The sequence below is a fragment of the Shewanella gelidimarina genome (assembly GCF_023283945.1).
Taxonomy (GTDB): Bacteria; Pseudomonadota; Gammaproteobacteria; order Enterobacterales; family Shewanellaceae; genus Shewanella; species Shewanella gelidimarina.
The window spans coordinates 1-14,237 of the sequence record NZ_JAKIKW010000043.1 but is presented as its reverse complement, the minus strand read 5'-3'; the positions used below and the strand labels follow the sequence as shown (position 1 = coordinate 14,237).

Genomic DNA, 14,237 nt, shown 5'->3' with positions numbered 1-14,237 from the left:
TGTGGCTGTGGCTGTGGCTGTGGCTGTGGCTGTGGCTGTGGCTGTGGCTGTGGCTGTGGCTGTGGCTGTGGCTGTGGCTGTGGCTGTGGCTGTGGCTGTGGCTGTGGCTGTTCAGATAAAAATAAACAGCTAAACCAGTCAAGTCATTAATGCATCGGACATAAAAAAGGCCGAACATATTGTTCGGCCTTTTATAACTAAGACTTATTTACTCTGCAGTGTCTTCAACAGCTTCAGCTGCTTCAGGACGACCTACTAGTTCAATATACGCCATAGGCGCTTTATCACCAGTACGTAGACCGCACTTAAGAATACGAGTGTAACCACCAGGACGTTCCTGGAAGCGTGGACCCAATTCTGTAAATAATTTACCAACGACTTCAGCGTCGCGAGTACGTGCAAATGCCAAACGGCGGTTTGCAACACTATCACTCTTAGCAAGTGTTATCAGAGGTTCAACTACGCGACGCAGTTCTTTCGCTTTAGCTACAGTAGTTCGGATCACTTCGTGACGAACTATTGAGCATGCCATGTTGCGAAACATAGCTTTACGATGACTGCTGTTACGATTTAGTTGACGACCACTCTTACGATGGCGCATGACCTAATCCTTATTACCTATATCTGTACTAATCTGGACTTAAAGGTCGTCTACTAAACTAGCTGGAGGCCAGTTTTCGAGACGCATACCTAACGACAGTCCGCGAGATGCAAGAACATCCTTAATTTCGGTAAGAGATTTCTTACCCAAGTTAGGTGTTTTCAACAGCTCAACTTCAGTGCGTTGTACCAGATCGCCGATGTAATGAATCGCTTCAGCCTTCAAACAGTTGGCTGAACGTACAGTTAGCTCTAAATCGTCGACAGGACGCAACAATATCGGATCGAACTCCGGCTTCTCTTCGACTGGTGCAGCCTCAGTCACATCACGTAATTCAACAAACGCATCTAGCTGTTCAGCCAAAATTGTTGCAGAACGACGTATTGCTTCCTCGGGATCGATAGTACCGTTTGTGGTCATATCAATAACGAGTTTATCTAAGTCTGTACGCTGTTCAACACGTGCGGCTTCAACATTATAAGCAATGCGAGCTACAGGTGAGAACGAAGAATCAACCAACAAACGGCCGATAGGGCGATCATCGTCTTCAGTTTGTGCACGGGCAGAAGCCGGTACATAACCACGACCACGCTCTACGCGGATACGCATGCTGACGTCATTATTACCTGTCAAATGACAGATAACATGGTCAGGATTCATGATAGTAACATCACCATCATGCGTGATATCTGCTGCAGTAACAGGGCCTGCGCCTGACTTACTAAGCGTAAGCATAGCTTCGTCTTTCCCTTCGATAACAACTGCTAAACCTTTAAGGTTAAGCAATATCTCGAGGATATCTTCTTGCACGCCTTCCTTGCTACTGTATTCATGCAGTACACCATCGATCTCTACTTCGGTTACCGCGCAGCCTGGCATAGACGACAATAGGATACGACGCAACGCGTTACCTAAAGTGTGACCAAAACCACGCTCTAGCGGCTCCAGTGTAACTCTGGCACGTGTTGGATTAACCTGCTCGATATCAACGAGACGCGGTTTAAGAAATTCTGTAACAGAACCCTGCATTGTGTCCTCTCTTTTGTTTTAACTTTACTTAGAGTAAAGTTCGACGATCAGCTGTTCGTTAATTTCCGCAGACAAATCACTACGTTCAGGTAGACGCTTAAAAGCACCTTCCATCTTAGTGCTGTCAACTTCAACCCATGTTGGCTTTTCGCGTTGAGCCGACACTTCTAAAGCCGCTTTAATACGAGCTTGAGTACGTGACTTCTCGCGAACGCTCACTACATCATTCGCAGACACTTTGAATGATGGAATGTTAACGACGCTACCATTAACCATAATTGACTTATGGCTAATTAGCTGACGTGATTCAGCGCGTGTTGCACCAAAGCCCATACGATAAACTACGTTATCAAGACGGGTTTCTAAAAGAGTAAGTAGGTTTTCACCAGTGTTACCTTTAGTACGTGCAGCATCTTTGTAGTAGTTACGGAATTGCTTTTCTAGCACACCATAAATACGACGAACTTTTTGTTTCTCGCGTAGCTGTACGCCATACTCAGACAGACGGGTCTTACGAGCGCCGTGTTGTCCAGGTGCAGTTTCAAGCTTACACTTCGAATCAATTGCTCTCACACCGCTTTTTAGGAAAAGGTCAGTACCTTCTCTGCGGCTGAGCTTGAGCTTTGGACCCAAGTATCTTGCCATGTTCTTTCTCCAACGATCCTATTAAAAACGACGAATTAAACGCGACGTTTCTTAGGAGGACGACAACCATTATGAGGGATAGGCGTCACATCGGTAATGTTAGTAATTTTATAACCAACCGAATTTAGTGCACGAATCGCTGATTCGCGCCCTGGACCTGGACCCTTCACAAAAACTTCAAGGTTCTTAACACCGTAATCCTGAGCAGCAGTACCTGCACGCTCAGCAGCAACCTGTGCAGCAAATGGGGTAGATTTACGTGAACCACGGAAACCTGAACCACCAGAAGTTGCCCAAGATAGTGCGTTACCTTGACGATCTGTAATGGTAATAATAGTGTTGTTGAAAGACGCATGTATATGCGCCATACCATCAGCAACCTGTTTACGTACACGCTTACGCGGAGAACGTGACGGAACTTTAGCCATTGTGGATTACCCCGTTACTTTCTAATTGGTTTACGTGGACCTTTACGCGTACGCGCATTGGTCTTAGTACGTTGCCCACGAAGGGGAAGGCTACGACGATGGCGAAGGCCACGGTAACAACCAAGGTCCATAAGACGCTTGATGTTCATGGAAACTTCGCGACGTAAATCACCTTCTACAATGTAGTTGGCAACTTCTTCGCGTAGAGTATCTATTTGAGCTTCGCTCAATTCCTTGATCTTAGCATCTTCAGCAATTGAAGTAGCCGCGCAAATTGCTTGTGCGCGAGTACGGCCAATGCCGAAAATAGCAGTCAATGCAATGACTGCATGCTTTTGATCAGGAATGTTAATGCCAGCGATACGGGCCACTATGCACTCCTCAAGTTAAAGGTCATCTGTGAAAAGCCCGGTAGGATACTCGACAGACGACAATTTAGCAAATAATATTTTGACCAGCCCCGACTGGGCTGGTCAAATCTTTCTTTTAGCCTTGACGTTGTTTGTGTTTAGGTTCAACACAAATCACACGAACAACACCACTACGCTTTACGATCTTGCAGTTACGGCAGATCTTCTTCACGGAAGCTCGAACTTTCATTTCATCACTCCGAGATTGCTAGGTTAGCGACCAAAACGATCTAAATTCGCTTTGTTTACCAAATTAGCTTTCTTCATTACAGACTCATACTGATGAGACATCATATGGGTCTGAACTTGAGCCATGAAGTCCATGATTACGACTACCATAATAAGTAGCGAAGTACCGCCAAAATAGAACTGTACTTTCCACGCAATTAACATGAACTCCGGAATTAAGCAGATAAACGTAATGTACAACGCACCGGCTAATGTCAGGCGGGTCATTACTTTATCAATGTAACGCGAAGTCTGTTCTCCAGGACGAATCCCGGGAATAAACGCACCACTCTTCTTCAAGTTATCTGCTGTTTCGCGAGGGTTAAACACCAACGCAGTATAGAAGAAACAGAAAAAGATAATCGCTGTTGCATATAACAATGAGTACAACGGTTGTCCCGGTGACACAGCAAGTGAAAAATCACTTAACCATGACAAGGACTCATTTTGTCCAAACCACTGAGCCAGTGTGCCTGGAAACAAAATTATGCTGGACGCAAAAATAGGTGGTATAACACCAGCCATATTTATCTTCAGCGGTAAATGAGTGCTTTGCGCTGCAAAAACCTTTCGGCCTTGTTGACGCTTAGCATAGTTAACAACAATACGTCGTTGTCCACGCTCTACAAATACCACAAAATATGTGACAGCAAAAACAATTACTGCCAGCAACAACAATACTAGTACACTTATGTCGCCTTGACGCGCCTGCTCAGCCGTTTGACCGATAGCAGATGGTAGACCTGCAACAATACCTGCGAAAATTAATATCGAGATACCATTACCAATGCCTCTTTCGGTAATTTGCTCACCTAACCACATAAGGAACATTGTTCCAGTGACTAAACTCACAACCGCTACAAAGTAAAATCCGAATCCTAGGTTTACTACTAAACCTGGAACTAAGTTCGGAAGACCTGTTGCGATACCGATTGCCTGGAACGTACCCAGGACCAATGTGCCGTATCTAGTGTATTGACTAATCTTCTTTCGCCCTGACTCGCCTTCCTTTTTCAATTCAGCGAGAGCAGGATGAACGACTGTCAATAACTGCATAATGATCGATGCCGAAATATACGGCATGATACCTAATGCAAAAATAGAGGCACGTTCAAGGGCGCCACCAGAGAACATGTTAAACATGCCTAAGATGGTACCCTTTTGCTGATTAAACAGCTCTGCTAGTACAGCAGCGTCAATACCAGGAATTGGTACAAACGAACCGGCTCTAAAGACGATAATTGCACCAATCACGAACAGCAGGCGGGTTTTCAATTCAGATAAACCGCCCTTCGCGCTTTTTAAATCAAGTCCTGGTTTTGCCATCGACGTATTATTCCTCGATCTTGCCACCGGCAGCTTCAATAGCTGCACGTGCACCTTTGGTTGCCTTTAGACCTTTAACGGTCACAGGGCGCTCAATGGTACCTGAAAGAACGATTTTAGCAAACTGTATGTTGCGAGTAACTAGATTCGCATCTTTCAGCGCATTTAGGTCGATAACATCACCGTTAACTTTAGCTAGTTCGCTAATGCGAACTTCTGCTGATACCAACGCACGACGCGAGGTAAAACCAAACTTAGGTAGACGAATCTTAAGTGGCATTTGACCACCCTCGAAACCGACGCGAACGCCGCCGCCTGAACGAGACTTCTGTCCCTTGTGACCGCGGCCACAAGTTTTACCAGTCCCAGAACCGATACCGCGACCTACACGCTTAGCTGCTGATTTAGCACCTGCAGCAGGTGATAGAGTATTTAGACGCATCTTATACTTCCTCCACCGAAACCATGTAGTAAACCTTGTTAATCATACCGCGAACTGAAGGAGTATCTTCAACTTCGACTGTATGATTAATGCGGCGTAAACCTAGACCAGTCAAAGTTGCACGATGCTTAGGCAAACGTCCAATTGAACTTTTAGTCTGAGTTACTTTAAGTGTTTTAGTAGCCATGGTGCTTAACCTCGAATTTCTTTAACATTCAGGCCACGCTTAGCTGCAATTTGTGATGGTGACTTCATGTGCACCAACGCATCTACAGTTGCGCGAACGATGTTAATCGGGTTAGTAGAACCGTATGCTTTTGACAGAACGTTATGAACGCCTGCTACTTCCAATACGGCACGCATTGCGCCACCGGCAATAATACCGGTACCGTCAGAGGCTGGCTGCATGTAAACACGCGATCCAGTATGACGACCCTTTACAGGGTGGTGTAAAGTACCGTTGTTCAATTCAACGTTCACAATGTTACGGCGAGCCTTTTCCATTGCTTTCTGAATTGCTGCTGGTACTTCACGCGCTTTACCATAGCCAAAACCGACTTTACCGTTACCATCACCGACTACAGTTAGTGCAGTGAAGCTAAAGATACGTCCGCCTTTAACTACTTTAGAAACACGATTAACTGCAACTAACTTCTCTTGCAGATCGTCTTTTTGTTGAGCTTCAAATTTAGCCATTTTTCATCATTCCTTAGAACTTGAGGCCAGCTTCACGAGCGGCGTCTGCTAATGCAGCAACGCGTCCGTGATACTTGAAGCCGGAACGATCGAATGCAACTACAGCTACGCCTTTTTCGATAGCGCGCTCAGCAACGGTTTTACCCACTACTTTAGCTGCATCAACGTTACCAGTGTACTTTAGCTGCTCTGATACTGCTTTCTCAGCAGTAGAAGCTGCCGCCAACACTACGTTTTCAGGACTAATGACCTGAGCGTAAGTATGACGTGGTGTACGATGTACAACCAGACGATTAACGCCCAGCTCTTGGATCTTCTTACGGGCGCGTAGTGCGCGGCGTAAGCGAGATGTTTTCTTATCCATATCGCGTTACCTACTTCTTCTTAGCCTCTTTACGGCGTACTTGTTCATCAGCGTAGCGAACACCTTTACCTTTATAAGGCTCTGGTGGACGATGGCTGCGAATCTCAGCAGCTACCTGACCAATTAACTGCTTATCAGTACCTTTCAGTACGATTTCAGTTTGGCTAGGACACTCTGCTGTTACGCCGTCAGGAAGTTCGTGGACCAGTGGGTGAGAAAAACCTAAAGTTAAATCAATACCTTTACCAGCGATTTTCGCACGGTAACCGACACCAATTAACTGTAGTTTCTTTTCAAAGCCTACTGTTACACCAACAACCATATTGTTGATTAAAGCTCGAGCTGTACCCGCTTGAGCGGCAGTTTTCACGCCTTCAATTGGGCTACACTTAATTTCATTGTCTTCAATAACAATAGAAACGTCAGTGTTTATAACTCGAGTCAAACTACCTTTAGTACCTTTTACGGTGATAGTTTGTTCGTTTAAAGTCACTTCTACGCCGGCAGGAATAGCGACTGGTGCTTTTGCGACACGAGACATTGCTAGCTCCTTATGCTACGTAGCAGATAACTTCCCCGCCCATGCCATTTTGGCGGGCAGTACGATCAGTCATCAAACCTTTAGAAGTGGACACGATAGCGACACCCAGTCCGCCCATAACCTTTGGAAGTTCGTTTTTACTTTTGTAAATACGAAGTCCCGGACGGCTAACGCGCTGGATAGTCTCTACGACTGGCTGACCTTGAAAGTACTTTAAAGTAATTTCCAATTCAGGCTTGGCTTCATCTGCTACGGCGTAGTCAGTGATATAACCTTCTTCTTTAAGCATTTTCGCAATAGCGATTTTTAGCTTAGCAGAAGGCATCTTCACAGATACGTGTTTAGCAGCTTGGCCGTTACGAATACGTGTTAACATATCCGCAATAGGATCTTGCATGCTCATATTAGCTTACTCCGTGACAAGTGCTTACCAGCTGGCTTTACGTAGGCCAGGAACTTCACCGCGCATAGTTGCTTCACGTAATTTAATACGGCTAAGGCCGAATTTACGTAGGAAACCATGTGGGCGACCAGTTTGACTACAGCGATTGCGCTGACGCGCTGCGCTAGAGTCACGTGGAAGAGCTTGTAACTTAAGTACGGCATCCCAACGTTCTTCATCAGAAGTAGTTGAGCTGCTAATGATAGCTTTAAGAGCTAGACGCTTTTCAGCGAACTTAGCTACGAGCTTGGCACGTTTTGCTTCACGTGCTTTCATTGAACTTTTTGCCATTACGCTACCCTTATTTCTTGAATGGGAAGTTAAAGCCTTCGAGCAAAGCTCGGCCTTCTTCATCATTCTTCGCAGAAGTAGTGATTACAATATCCATACCGCGGATCTTATCGATTTTATCGTATTCGATCTCTGGAAAGATTATTTGCTCACGCACGCCCATCGCATAGTTTCCACGACCGTCGAATGATTTAACACTCATACCACGGAAATCACGGATACGCGGGATTGCGATATCTACTAAACGCTCTAAGAATTCCCACATACGCTCACCGCGTAGTGTAACCTTACAGCCTATTGGGTAGCCTTCACGGATTTTAAAACCAGCAACTGACTTACGAGCTACAGTCACTACTGGCTTCTGACCAGCGATAGCAGTCATGTCACGGAGCGCATGCTCCATAACTTTCTTATCTGCTACTGCTTCGCCAACACCCATATTAAGGGTGATCTTTTCAATCCGAGGGACTTGCATGACACTGCTAAAACCAAACTTTGTTACAAGTTCAGGACTAACAGTCTCTTTATATTTATCATGCAGTTTCGCCATCGTTTACTCCAATTACTTTACGAGTTCACTGTTCGACTTAAAGAAACGGACTTTTTTGCCGTCTTCAAATCGGAAACCAACGCGATCAGCTTTGCCAGTGGCAGAGTTGAAAATCGCTACGTTTGATGCTTGTATCGGTGCTTCTTGCTCAACAATACCGCCAGCTACGCCCAATTGTGGGTTTGGCTTTTGGTGTTTCTTGACAAGGTTAAGACCTTCTACAATTAATTTACCAGTAGTAAGAACTTGAGAAACATTACCGCGTTTCCCCTGGTCTTTACCAGCTAGTACAATTACTTCGTCTTGACGACGTATTTTTGCTGCCATTTTGAAGCTCCTTACAGTACTTCTGGTGCCAGCGAGACAATTTTCATAAATTGCTCTGTACGCAATTCACGTGTCACTGGTCCAAAGATACGAGTACCAATCGGTGCAAGGTTTGCGTTAAGCAAAACCGCTGCGTTCCGATCGAAGCGAATGACAGAACCGTCTGGACGACGTACGCCTTTCTTAGTACGGACTACCACCGCGTTATATACATCACCTTTCTTCGCTTTACCGCGAGGAATAGCTTCCTTTACAGAAACCTTGATGACGTCGCCGATTCCGGCATAACGACGATGAGAGCCACCCAAGACCTTAATACACTGAACTCTACGAGCGCCACTGTTACAGGCGACTTCTAGAGTCGATTGCATTTGGATCATTTTAAGTGCTCCGCTATCGTTACTTCACATTCCCACAAAGGGGGTACATTTTCTGTCCAAATTTAGACTTTAATTTAGTCAAATTTGGCGCGCAAGTGTAACACCCAAAAATAGGAATAGATAGTACTAAAAATACAAACGGCTCCAAGCAATGGAGCCGTTTACCTAAACGCCTAATAATATTAGGCTTTTGTTACTACTTCAACCAGAGTCCAAGACTTAGTCTTAGACAGCGGGCGACATTCGCGAATAGTCACGACATCACCAGCATTACACTGATTCTGCTCATCATGAGCATGGATCTTAGTAGTACGCTTAAGGAACTTACCGTATAACGGATGTTTAACCTTACGCTCAATAGCAACAGTGATAGACTTGTCCATCTTGTTGCTAAGTACTCGACCCTGTAAAGTACGGATATTATCAGTCATTACACACCCGCCTTAGAAGTAATAATGGTCTTAACGCGCGCAATGTTACGACGCACGATTTTAAGCTGTTGAGTTTGAGTCAACTGACCAGTGGCGTGTTGCATACGCAGATTAAACTGCTCACGCAGCAGACCAAGCAGTTCAGCGTTCAATTCTTCAACGCTCTTTTCTGTTAGTTCGCTCGCTTTCATTACATCACCGTCTTAGTTACGAAGGTAGTCTTAAGAGGCAACTTGGAAGCAGCAAGAGCGAAAGCTTCACGAGCCAACTCTTCTGGTACACCATTCATCTCATAAAGAACCTTACCTGGTTGAATTTGGGCTACCCAATATTCAACGTTACCCTTACCTTTACCCATACGCACTTCAAGAGGCTTAGAGGTAATTGGCTTATCAGGGAAAACGCGGATCCAGATTTGACCTTGACGTTTAATATGACGTGTCATAGCACGACGCGCAGCTTCAATTTGACGAGCAGTTAGACGACCACGTCCAACAGCTTTCAAACCGAATTCACCGAAGCTTACTTCAGTGCCGTTCGCAAGACCGCGGTTACGGCCTTTGAACATTTTGCGGAACTTTGTTCTTTTTGGTTGCAGCATTGCCAGCTCTCCTATTTACCGCGAGGCTTGCGCTTCGGCTGCTGTTTCGGCTCTTCATGCTGAGGAACGATACCGTCTAGAACTTCACCTTTGAAGACCCAAACTTTAACGCCAATCACACCGTATTGAGTGTGACTCTCAGAAGTAGAATAGTCGATATCAGCACGAAGAGTATGCAAAGGTACACGACCTTCACGATACCATTCCGAGCGCGCAATTTCAGCGCCGCCTAGACGGCCGCTAACTTGTACCTTGATACCTTTCGCGCCAAGACGCATTGCGTTTTGAACTGCGCGCTTCATAGCACGACGGAACATAACACGACGCTCTAACTGCGAAGCGATGCCATCGGCAACAAGCTTAGCATCTAGCTCAGGCTTACGGATCTCAGCGATGTTAATTTGAGCTGGAATACCAGTCAATTTAGCAACTGCATTGCGTAGCTTTTCTACGTCTTCGCCTTTCTTACCAATCACAACACCTGGACGGGCTGTGTGGATAGTAACACGAACACTTTTAGCTGGACGCTCGATAACAATTTTAGAAACTGATGCTTGCTTAAGCTTCTTTTCAAGAAACTTACGCACTTCCCAGTCACTATTCAAGTTATTGGCATAGTCTGACTTGTCAGCGTACCATGTCGAGATCCAAGGCTTAGTGATACCCAGACGGATACCATTAGGATGTACTTTCTGTCCCATTGCTAACTCCTAGCGATCTGATACAACCACAGTAATGTGGCTGGTACGCTTGATTATGCGATCAGCACGGCCTTTGGCACGTGGCATGATACGCTTCATAGTTGGACCTTCATCGATCATAATCTTTCCAACTCTTAATTCGTCAATGTCAGCACCTTCATTGTGCTCAGCATTGGCGATAGCAGAGTCCAGTACTTTTTTAACAAGTACGGCAGCTTTCTTAGGGCTGAAAGTTAGAATTTCGAGAGCCTTAGCAACAGGCAGTCCACGGATTTGATCTGCAACCAAACGACACTTTTGAGGCGACGTACGGGCAAAACGATGTATAGCTAAAACTTCCATCTTATTCCTCCCGTATTAACGCTTCTTCGCTTTCTTATCTGCAGCATGGCCGCGATAAGTGCGTGTTGGTGAAAACTCACCAAGCTTGTGGCCGATCATTTCGTCAGTTACGAACACAGGTACGTGCTGACGACCATTATGGACAGCGATGGTCAACCCAATCATATTAGGGATGATCATAGAGCGGCGAGACCAAGTCTTAATAGGCTTCTTGTCTCCAGCTTCCATCGCTTTCTCTACCTTCTTCAGCAAGTGTAGGTCAATGAATGGACCTTTCTTGAGAGAACGTGGCATGGCGAATCCTCTTACTTTTTATTGCGACGACGTACAATGTACTTGTCGGTGCGTTTGTTACTACGAGTCTTATAACCCTTAGTAGGCATACCCCAAGGTGAAACAGGGTGACGGCCACCAGATGTACGGCCTTCACCACCACCATGTGGGTGATCAACTGGGTTCATTGCAACACCACGAACTGTCGGGCGTACGCCTCTCCAGCGTTTAGCACCTGCTTTACCTAACTGGCGTAGCATATGCTCGGCGTTACCAACTTCACCCAATGTCGCGCGGCAATCAACCGGCACTTTACGCATTTCGCCAGAGCGAAGACGTAGAGTGGCGTATGCGCCATCACGAGCAATAACTTGTACATAAGCACCAGCAGAACGAGCGATTTGAGCACCTTTACCAGGCTTCATTTCGACTGCGTGCACTACGCTACCCACAGGGATATTACGTAGAGGCAATGCGTTACCGCTCTTGATCTCTGCATCGATACCAGACTGGATTGCATCTCCAGCTTTCATGCCTTTAGCGGCAATGATGTAACGACGCTCACCGTCAGCGTAAAGTACCAAAGCGATGTTAGCTGTACGGTTTGGATCATATTCCAAACGTTCAACCTTCGCAGGGATACTGTCTTTATTACGCTTAAAGTCGATTAGACGATAATGTTGCTTATGACCACCACCAATGTGGCGGACAGTGATACGACCAGTATTGTTACGGCCACCACTTTTTGATTTCTTAGCCAACAGGCCTGCAAAAGGTTTACCTTTATGCAGATCGTTGTTCACCACTTTAACTAGGTGGCGACGACCTGGAGAGGTTGGCTTACACTTAATAACTGCCACGATAATTCTCCTTTGCTTATTCAGCGCCGCCGACGAAATCGATGTCAGCACCTTCAGCTAGAGTAACATAGGCTTTTTTCCAATCGCTACGACGGCCTGTACGGGCACCGTGACGCTTAGTTTTACCTTTGTTAACTAAAGTGCGAACTGAATCGACTTCAACTTCGAATAGCTGTGCTACTGCAGCTTTAACTTCAGCTTTAGTTGCATCGATAGCTACACGGAAAACAACTGTATTGGTTTTCTCAGCGTTCACAGTGCTCTTTTCAGAAACATGTGGAGCAAGAATAACTTTTAACAAACGTTCTTCGCTTATCATCCCAGCATCTCCTCGATTTGCTTAATAGCTTCAGCAGTTACGAGTACTTTGTTGAATGCGATAAGGCTAACTGGATCAATACCAGCAACATCACGAACATCAACTTTGTACAAGTTACGAGCAGCTAAGAACAAGTTCTCGTCAACTTCTGGAGTAACAATCAACACGTCTTCAAGTTGCATTTCAGCAAGTTTAGCTTTCAGCTCTTTAGTTTTAGGAGCATCAACACTAAACGACTCAACAACGATAAGACGGTCTTGACGTACCAATTCAGAGAATATGCTTTTCAGCGCTCCGCGGTACATCTTCTTGTTAACTTTTTGGCTGTGATCTTGTGCTTTAGCAGCGAATGTTACGCCACCGCCACGCCAGATTGGGCCTTTAACAGTACCGGCACGTGCGCGGCCAGTACCTTTTTGGCGCCATGGCTTTTTGCCAGAGCCAACTACTTCTGCACGAGTCTTTTGAGCACGAGTGCCCTGACGTGCGTTTGCAGCGTAAGCTACAACTACCTGATGAACCAGTGCTTCATTAAAGTCACGGCCGAAGGTAGTTTCGGAAACTTCAAGAGCACTCTGTGCGTCTTTCAATACCAATTCCATTACTATCTCCTCAGACCTTAAGCTTTAACAGCTGGTTTGATGATCAGGTCGCCATTAGTAGCGCCTGGAACTGCACCCTTAACCAGTAGCAAGTTACGTTCAGCATCTACACGTATAACGTCTAGATTCTGCGTAGTAACACGCTCTGCACCCATGTGGCCTGACATTTTCTTACCTTTGAAAACGCGACCAGGTGTCTGGTTTTGACCAATAGAACCGTTAGATCTATGAGCCAAAGAGTTACCATGAGTCATATCTTGGGCATGGAAGTTCCAACGCTTAATACCGCCTTGGAAGCCTTTACCTTTTGATTGACCAGTTACATCTACTTTCGCAATTTCAGCGAAAATATCTACATTAAGCTCAGCACCAACTTCGATACCTTCACCTTCACCATCTGCCAAACGCATTTCCCATAAACCACGACCGGCTTCAACGCCTGCCTTAGCAAAGTGACCTGCTTCTGGTTTAGTGATGCGATTAGCTTTTTTAGTACCAGTAGTTACTTGAAGTGCGCGGTAACCGTCTGTATCCAAAGTTCTCACTTGGGTTACACGGTTAGCAGCAATTTCAATTACTGTTACAGGTACCGACGCGCCATCTTCATTGAAGATACGTGTCATACCTACTTTACGACCGATAAGACCGATAGCCATCTCTCAAACCTCTTCTAAGCTCAATTAACCCAAGCTAATTTGAACGTCAACACCCGCTGCAAGATCTAAACGCATAAGTGCGTCTACAGTCTTTTCAGTCGGCTCGACGATATCAACAAGACGCTTGTGAGTACGAAGTTCGTACTGATCACGCGCATCTTTATTAACGTGTGGAGAAGTCAAAATGGTATAACGTTCTTTACGCGTAGGAAGTGGAATTGGACCACGAACCTGTGCGCCTGTACGCTTAGCAGTTTCAACGATTTCCGCAGTAGACTGATCAATCAAACGATGATCAAATCCTTTTAAGCGGATACGGATTCTTTGGTTCTGCATTGACCAGAGCTCCTAAAATGTACACATAAAAAATCACCCTCTAGCTTCTTCCTTTTGGAAAAGCAGAGCGAGATGATTTAACCGTTCGACTCACAATTGGAGTCGCTGTTTTTTTACGTCAACCTCAAGGGTAGACCAATTTAAATCGCCTAATGGTTAAGGCGAGGGGGTATTATACTGACTTTAGCGCTCAGATCAACCCCACTGTTTGAAATACCGTCAAATAGACAGAATTCAATAAAGTGGCGGTCATTATACCGAGCCAGATCAAGATTACTAGCCCCAATAACTTTCTTTCGGAAATAAAAAAGGCAGCCTAAGCTGCCTTTTTTGATATTGAGTTAAGACTCGTTGCTATTAAGCAACAATCTTAGCTACAACACCAGCACCAACAGTACGGCCACCTTCACGGATAG

At 45.4% G+C, this 14,237-nt stretch carries 28 protein-coding genes; all 28 read right to left on the bottom strand.

Translation table 11 applies throughout. The features are described 5' to 3' along the window. Window positions 1–208 precede the first annotated feature (208 nt). Window positions 209–601 carry a 50S ribosomal protein L17 gene (gene rplQ, locus L2729_RS21060; RefSeq protein ID WP_101089005.1) on the bottom strand — a complete coding sequence of 131 codons (393 nt, stop codon included), beginning with the start codon at window positions 599–601 and terminating at the stop codon, window positions 209–211. Between the two features lie 39 nt (window positions 602–640). Beyond that, window positions 641–1,630 carry a DNA-directed RNA polymerase subunit alpha gene (locus tag L2729_RS21055; protein WP_101089004.1) on the bottom strand — a complete coding sequence of 330 codons (990 nt, stop codon included), beginning with the start codon at window positions 1,628–1,630 and terminating at the stop codon, window positions 641–643. Between the two features lie 24 nt (window positions 1,631–1,654). Further along, a complete protein-coding gene (gene rpsD / locus L2729_RS21050; protein WP_101089003.1) occupies window positions 1,655–2,275 on the bottom strand; it encodes a 30S ribosomal protein S4 in 621 nt (206 codons plus the stop codon). 35 nt (window positions 2,276–2,310) lie between these two features. Continuing rightward, entirely contained in the window at window positions 2,311–2,703 is a 393-nt protein-coding gene (rpsK, locus tag L2729_RS21045) for a 30S ribosomal protein S11 (protein ID WP_012153476.1), read from the bottom strand. A gap of 14 nt (window positions 2,704–2,717) precedes the next feature. Then, window positions 2,718–3,074 carry a 30S ribosomal protein S13 gene (gene rpsM, locus L2729_RS21040; protein ID WP_101089002.1) on the bottom strand — a complete coding sequence of 119 codons (357 nt, stop codon included), beginning with the start codon at window positions 3,072–3,074 and terminating at the stop codon, window positions 2,718–2,720. A 115-nt stretch (window positions 3,075–3,189) separates the two neighbouring features. Next, window positions 3,190–3,303, bottom strand: a complete 114-nt coding sequence (rpmJ, locus tag L2729_RS21035; RefSeq protein ID WP_006083579.1) for a 50S ribosomal protein L36 — start codon at window positions 3,301–3,303, stop codon at window positions 3,190–3,192. Window positions 3,304–3,326: 23 nt separating this feature from the next. Then, window positions 3,327–4,667, bottom strand: a complete 1,341-nt coding sequence (secY, locus tag L2729_RS21030; protein ID WP_101089001.1) for a preprotein translocase subunit SecY — start codon at window positions 4,665–4,667, stop codon at window positions 3,327–3,329. A 7-nt stretch (window positions 4,668–4,674) separates the two neighbouring features. Further along, window positions 4,675–5,109 (bottom strand): 50S ribosomal protein L15, encoded by a 435-nt coding sequence (rplO, locus tag L2729_RS21025; protein WP_101089000.1) that lies wholly within the window; start codon window positions 5,107–5,109, stop codon window positions 4,675–4,677. Window position 5,110: 1 nt separating this feature from the next. Then, window positions 5,111–5,296, bottom strand: a complete 186-nt coding sequence (gene rpmD, locus L2729_RS21020) for a 50S ribosomal protein L30 (protein WP_041410757.1) — start codon at window positions 5,294–5,296, stop codon at window positions 5,111–5,113. A gap of 5 nt (window positions 5,297–5,301) precedes the next feature. Then, complete coding sequence (rpsE, locus tag L2729_RS21015) at window positions 5,302–5,805, bottom strand: 30S ribosomal protein S5 (RefSeq protein WP_101088999.1); 504 nt, start codon at window positions 5,803–5,805, stop codon at window positions 5,302–5,304. A gap of 13 nt (window positions 5,806–5,818) precedes the next feature. Then, entirely contained in the window at window positions 5,819–6,169 is a 351-nt protein-coding gene (gene rplR, locus L2729_RS21010; RefSeq protein ID WP_202287025.1) for a 50S ribosomal protein L18, read from the bottom strand. A gap of 10 nt (window positions 6,170–6,179) precedes the next feature. Beyond that, a complete protein-coding gene (gene rplF, locus L2729_RS21005) occupies window positions 6,180–6,710 on the bottom strand; it encodes a 50S ribosomal protein L6 (RefSeq protein WP_101088997.1) in 531 nt (176 codons plus the stop codon). Between the two features lie 10 nt (window positions 6,711–6,720). Further along, entirely contained in the window at window positions 6,721–7,113 is a 393-nt protein-coding gene (gene rpsH / locus L2729_RS21000; RefSeq protein WP_101088996.1) for a 30S ribosomal protein S8, read from the bottom strand. Between the two features lie 24 nt (window positions 7,114–7,137). After that, complete coding sequence (gene rpsN, locus L2729_RS20995) at window positions 7,138–7,443, bottom strand: 30S ribosomal protein S14 (protein WP_248989996.1); 306 nt, start codon at window positions 7,441–7,443, stop codon at window positions 7,138–7,140. A 10-nt stretch (window positions 7,444–7,453) separates the two neighbouring features. Further along, window positions 7,454–7,993 carry a 50S ribosomal protein L5 gene (gene rplE, locus L2729_RS20990; RefSeq protein ID WP_101088994.1) on the bottom strand — a complete coding sequence of 180 codons (540 nt, stop codon included), beginning with the start codon at window positions 7,991–7,993 and terminating at the stop codon, window positions 7,454–7,456. A 12-nt stretch (window positions 7,994–8,005) separates the two neighbouring features. Beyond that, a complete protein-coding gene (rplX, locus tag L2729_RS20985) occupies window positions 8,006–8,320 on the bottom strand; it encodes a 50S ribosomal protein L24 (RefSeq protein ID WP_101088993.1) in 315 nt (104 codons plus the stop codon). Between the two features lie 11 nt (window positions 8,321–8,331). Continuing rightward, a complete protein-coding gene (gene rplN / locus L2729_RS20980; protein ID WP_011863976.1) occupies window positions 8,332–8,700 on the bottom strand; it encodes a 50S ribosomal protein L14 in 369 nt (122 codons plus the stop codon). A gap of 182 nt (window positions 8,701–8,882) precedes the next feature. Continuing rightward, window positions 8,883–9,131, bottom strand: coding sequence for a 30S ribosomal protein S17 (gene rpsQ / locus L2729_RS20975; RefSeq protein WP_101088992.1), 249 nt, complete (start codon window positions 9,129–9,131; stop codon window positions 8,883–8,885). Beyond that, on the bottom strand, window positions 9,131–9,322 hold the full coding sequence (gene rpmC / locus L2729_RS20970) for a 50S ribosomal protein L29 (protein ID WP_101088991.1): 192 nt from the start codon (window positions 9,320–9,322) through the stop codon (window positions 9,131–9,133). Before rpmC ends, rpsQ begins: the two co-directional genes overlap by 1 nt. Continuing rightward, window positions 9,322–9,732 carry a 50S ribosomal protein L16 gene (gene rplP / locus L2729_RS20965; RefSeq protein ID WP_101088990.1) on the bottom strand — a complete coding sequence of 137 codons (411 nt, stop codon included), beginning with the start codon at window positions 9,730–9,732 and terminating at the stop codon, window positions 9,322–9,324. The genes rpmC and rplP overlap by 1 nt, the downstream gene beginning before the upstream one ends. An 11-nt stretch (window positions 9,733–9,743) precedes the next feature. Then, window positions 9,744–10,433 carry a 30S ribosomal protein S3 gene (rpsC, locus tag L2729_RS20960; RefSeq protein WP_101088989.1) on the bottom strand — a complete coding sequence of 230 codons (690 nt, stop codon included), beginning with the start codon at window positions 10,431–10,433 and terminating at the stop codon, window positions 9,744–9,746. 9 nt (window positions 10,434–10,442) lie between these two features. Next, a complete protein-coding gene (gene rplV, locus L2729_RS20955) occupies window positions 10,443–10,775 on the bottom strand; it encodes a 50S ribosomal protein L22 (RefSeq protein WP_101088988.1) in 333 nt (110 codons plus the stop codon). A 15-nt stretch (window positions 10,776–10,790) separates the two neighbouring features. Then, window positions 10,791–11,069 carry a 30S ribosomal protein S19 gene (rpsS, locus tag L2729_RS20950; protein WP_006083596.1) on the bottom strand — a complete coding sequence of 93 codons (279 nt, stop codon included), beginning with the start codon at window positions 11,067–11,069 and terminating at the stop codon, window positions 10,791–10,793. A gap of 11 nt (window positions 11,070–11,080) precedes the next feature. Next, complete coding sequence (rplB, locus tag L2729_RS20945; RefSeq protein ID WP_101088987.1) at window positions 11,081–11,908, bottom strand: 50S ribosomal protein L2; 828 nt, start codon at window positions 11,906–11,908, stop codon at window positions 11,081–11,083. 16 nt (window positions 11,909–11,924) lie between these two features. Beyond that, window positions 11,925–12,227: a 50S ribosomal protein L23 gene (gene rplW, locus L2729_RS20940; RefSeq protein WP_101088986.1), complete on the bottom strand. Its 303-nt coding sequence runs from the start codon at window positions 12,225–12,227 to the stop codon at window positions 11,925–11,927. Beyond that, window positions 12,224–12,829 (bottom strand): 50S ribosomal protein L4, encoded by a 606-nt coding sequence (rplD, locus tag L2729_RS20935; protein ID WP_101088985.1) that lies wholly within the window; start codon window positions 12,827–12,829, stop codon window positions 12,224–12,226. The genes rplW and rplD overlap by 4 nt, the downstream gene beginning before the upstream one ends. Before the next feature lie 17 nt (window positions 12,830–12,846). Beyond that, window positions 12,847–13,485: a 50S ribosomal protein L3 gene (gene rplC / locus L2729_RS20930; protein ID WP_101088984.1), complete on the bottom strand. Its 639-nt coding sequence runs from the start codon at window positions 13,483–13,485 to the stop codon at window positions 12,847–12,849. 24 nt (window positions 13,486–13,509) lie between these two features. After that, complete coding sequence (gene rpsJ / locus L2729_RS20925) at window positions 13,510–13,821, bottom strand: 30S ribosomal protein S10 (protein ID WP_005503530.1); 312 nt, start codon at window positions 13,819–13,821, stop codon at window positions 13,510–13,512. Window positions 13,822–14,237 lie beyond the last annotated feature (416 nt).